Origin of the sequence: Mycobacterium alsense (genome assembly GCF_002086635.1) — a bacterium.
In the GTDB taxonomy this organism is placed as follows: domain Bacteria; phylum Actinomycetota; class Actinomycetes; order Mycobacteriales; family Mycobacteriaceae; genus Mycobacterium; species Mycobacterium alsense.
In genome coordinates this window covers 1-344 of sequence record NZ_MVHD01000150.1, presented here as the reverse complement: position 1 = coordinate 344, position 344 = coordinate 1, and the positions used below count along the sequence as shown (strand labels likewise).

The 344-nt window shown below is 63.1% G+C and carries 1 protein-coding gene; it reads left to right on the top strand.

Annotation, left to right across the window (positions count from 1 at the left end; all coding sequences use genetic code 11):
- Window positions 1-62: 62 nt before the first annotated feature.
- Window positions 63-344: hypothetical protein (locus tag BST11_RS28300; RefSeq protein ID WP_211284808.1), on the top strand; the 282-nt coding region annotated here is incomplete at its 3' end.

Genomic DNA, 344 nt, shown 5'->3' with positions numbered 1-344 from the left:
GCGGATATAAACGAGATGCTGCGCGACAAGCTGGCCGTAATCGTTAATCGGGGCGCGAGCCTGTGAACGACGATTTGGTCGCCCGTGGCAAAGCGCTCGCCGACTCGGGCAAGCACCTGTCGCCACCTGTCACAGTCGAGCACAACGGTCACGCTCAGACAGCGGTTCCCGGTTCCCGGACACAGGGTACGGAACCGGGAACCGATGCGGTTCCCGGTTCCCGGAACCGCACGGGAACCGCTGTGAACGGTGCGGTTCCCGGTTCCCTACCCCCTATACCGGAACCGGGAACCGACGACGAAAAGCCGCTCTACGTGGACATTTCCGCTCTACTGGACGGCACG